Here is a 2,761-nt window from a genome sequence, read left to right as displayed (position 1 = left end):
TGATCATGTCTGTCGTTCTCCGCTGGCAGGGCGTCAAGTCAATGATGGCAGATTGATGGGGTTTTTAGAGGCTCCTTAAATTACTTTTGTCTCCTGCACCGTCGCGGGAGACGTAACGCCCCGGAGCCTCCCAATGAGCCAAGCCCACGCTTACGCCGCCCAAACCGCCGATCAGCCGCTTGCACCGTTCGTGGTCGAACGCCGCGCGCCCGGCCCTAACGATGTACAGATCGATATCGCCTATTGCGGCGTGTGTCACTCTGATCTGCATACCGCGCGCAACGAATGGCACAACACCTTGTATCCCTCGGTGCCCGGCCACGAGATCGTCGGCCGCGTCACGGCAGTCGGCGATGCGGTCAGCGGATTCAAGGTCGGCGACCTGGCTGGTGTTGGCTGCATGGTCGACAGCTGCCGCAGCTGCGCGTCCTGTCAGGAAGGCGAAGAACAGTATTGCGAGCAGGGCTTCACCGGCACCTATAACGGGCCGATGTTCGGTGGCGGCCAGAACACGTACGGCGGATATTCGGACCACATCGTGGTCGATCAGAAATACGTGCTGCGCATTTCGCACAGCGAGAATCTGGCAGCGGTAGCGCCGCTGCTGTGCGCCGGCATCACCACCTATTCGCCGCTGGCGCACTGGAAGGTCGGTCCTGGCCACAAGGTGGGTGTGGTCGGCCTGGGTGGCCTGGGCCACATGGCAGTGAAGATCGCCAAGGCGATGGGCGCCACCGTGGTGCTGTTCACCACCTCCGAGGGCAAGCGCGCCGATGCGCTGCGTCTGGGCGCCAGCGAAGTGGTGATCTCCAGGGATGAGGCGCAGATGGCGGCGCAGTACAACACGCTGGATTTCATCCTCAACACCGTGGCCGCGCCGCACAACCTGGACCCGTTCCTGGCTGCGCTCAAGCGCGACGGTGCGATGGTGCTGGTCGGTGTGCCCGATCAGTCGCACCCTTCGCCGAGCGTGTTCAATCTGGTCATAAAGCGCCGCACGCTGGCCGGTTCGTTGATTGGCGGCATCCGCCAGACCCAGGAGATGCTGGATTTCTGCGCCAAGCACAACATCGTTTCGGATATCGAAACGATTCGCGCCGACCAGATCAACGAGGCCTACGAGCGCATGCTCAAGAGCGATGTGAAGTACCGCTTCGTGATCGACATGGCCACGCTGGACAAGGTGGCCTAAACGCATCGCGCGGCTGGCAATCGGTGCAGCCCTGCAGCATGGCTGCACCTCAGGTGCATGTGCCATCGAACGCCGCGTGGGCGCGGCAGCGCCGCGTCACGCTGCTGCCGGACGGCATCCGGTCATCGGCTTCAGGCATCGGCAGACACTGATGTGGGCAGCAGTGTCATGCACCCTGCTCTGCTGCCACCACCCCGGCACCCTACGCGGAAGAGAGCGAAACCAGCGGCATAGTGGAGCGTGTGGTGCGTGCCTTCATCGGTGCGCAGAACAGCAGGTTCAACGCGGGCAGGCGGCCTGGCGCCCGCAGCAGGCACAGTATGGCCGGCGCCAGCACGCCGGTGCCCAACAAGGCGAAGAACAGCAGCGTGCCATCGTGGATCCAGCGCGGCAGCAGATAGGCCAGCACGATGAACGGCGGGAAGTGGGTCAGGTAGAACACCACCGAGTTGCGGCCCACATAGCGGATCGCCTGCGCGGCCGGTTTCTGGTTGGCCCACATTGCTGCAGCGATCACCAGCGGCAGCGCGATCAGCACCAGCGGCAGGTAACCGATCCAGATGCCGTGCAGCGCGGTGAGATTGGCGATCAGCACGATGGCGCACAGGCTCAGGCACGACAGTGGCCAGATCCAGCGCGGTGCCTGCTGCAGCAGTGCCGGCACGCGGCCGGCCAGCAGTGTGCCGATGTAGAAGAACACGAAGTAATAGAACGGGTCGGCGCCCTGGCGCAGCAATGGGCCCAGGCAGACCGAGCCCAGCAGGGTGGCGGCCAGCACTAATGGGGCCGGCAACCGACGCAGCAGCGGGATCAGTGCAAGAAACACGAACAGGTAGAACAGAAACCAGGTCAGTGCCACGTTGCCGACCGCGATCTTGCCCAGGTCCATCCAGGCGATGGGCTCGGCCCTGGCCAGCACCGAGCCGGCCTCGCGTAACGCGAAGATCAGCAGCGACCAGATCAGGTAGGGATACAGTACACGCCGCAGCTTGCCGCTGAAGTAGGTCGCGATGCCCTTGTCCAATCCACGCGCCACGAACAGGCCCGAGAGCAGGAACATCAACTGCATGCGCAACGGTGCCAGCGAGCGGTTGATGCGCTCGATCGACAGCATGAACGTGCTGCTTTCCCGGGCTGCACCGCTGCGTAGCTCGGGGTAGGCGTCGAAAGCGAAGCCATAGGCGTGCAGCATGATCACCATCAACACGCTGGCGCCGCGTAGCCAGTCCACCCAATCGTCGCGTATCTGTTTGCCGGTAGTGGTTTGGTACGTCATGAGATTGCTTCCTTGGTAGGGGCCCACGGCTTCGCCGCCGCGTTGCGCGGCGACACTCGAATGGATTCCACGGCAGCGTTGCTAACGCGTAGGAGGGATCGGATACCGTCGTTGCCGAGGGCATCCGAGTGAGCGCGGAGCGTTCCGCGCTAGTGGGGGGATGGCTGGACTGCGTTATGCGGCGACAGCTGATATGTGAGTTAAATCACATATAAGTAGCCTCTAAAAACCCCAGCAATCTGCCATCATTGACTTGACGCCCTGCCAGCGGAGAACGACAGACATGATCAGCT

At 62.9% G+C, this 2,761-nt stretch carries 2 protein-coding genes; one reads left to right on the top strand and one right to left on the bottom strand.

Features of this window, described 5'->3' with window-relative positions; genetic code table 11:
- The first annotated feature begins 133 nt into the window (after positions 1-133).
- Positions 134-1,192 carry an NAD(P)-dependent alcohol dehydrogenase gene (locus tag XpopCFBP1817_RS20305; RefSeq protein WP_128418450.1) on the top strand — a complete coding sequence of 353 codons (1,059 nt, stop codon included), beginning with the start codon at positions 134-136 and terminating at the stop codon, positions 1,190-1,192.
- A 202-nt stretch (positions 1,193-1,394) separates the two neighbouring features.
- Here the strand turns inward: XpopCFBP1817_RS20305 and XpopCFBP1817_RS20300 are convergent, their stop codons facing one another.
- Positions 1,395-2,468, bottom strand: a complete 1,074-nt coding sequence (locus XpopCFBP1817_RS20300; RefSeq protein ID WP_128418449.1) for an acyltransferase family protein — start codon at positions 2,466-2,468, stop codon at positions 1,395-1,397.
- Positions 2,469-2,761 lie beyond the last annotated feature (293 nt).

The sequence above is a fragment of the Xanthomonas populi genome, from assembly GCF_002940065.1.
Taxonomy (GTDB): domain Bacteria; phylum Pseudomonadota; class Gammaproteobacteria; order Xanthomonadales; family Xanthomonadaceae; genus Xanthomonas; species Xanthomonas populi.
This window is presented reverse-complemented; position numbering and strand designations above follow the sequence as displayed.

Excerpts from the sequence above, each read along its gene's own strand:
- XpopCFBP1817_RS20305 (WP_128418450.1), top strand. The coding sequence starts at position 134 with ATGAGCCAAGCCCACGCTTACGCCGCCCAAACCGCCGATCAGCCGCTT.
- XpopCFBP1817_RS20300 (WP_128418449.1), bottom strand. The coding sequence starts at position 2,468 with ATGACGTACCAAACCACTACCGGCAAACAGATACGCGACGATTGGGTG.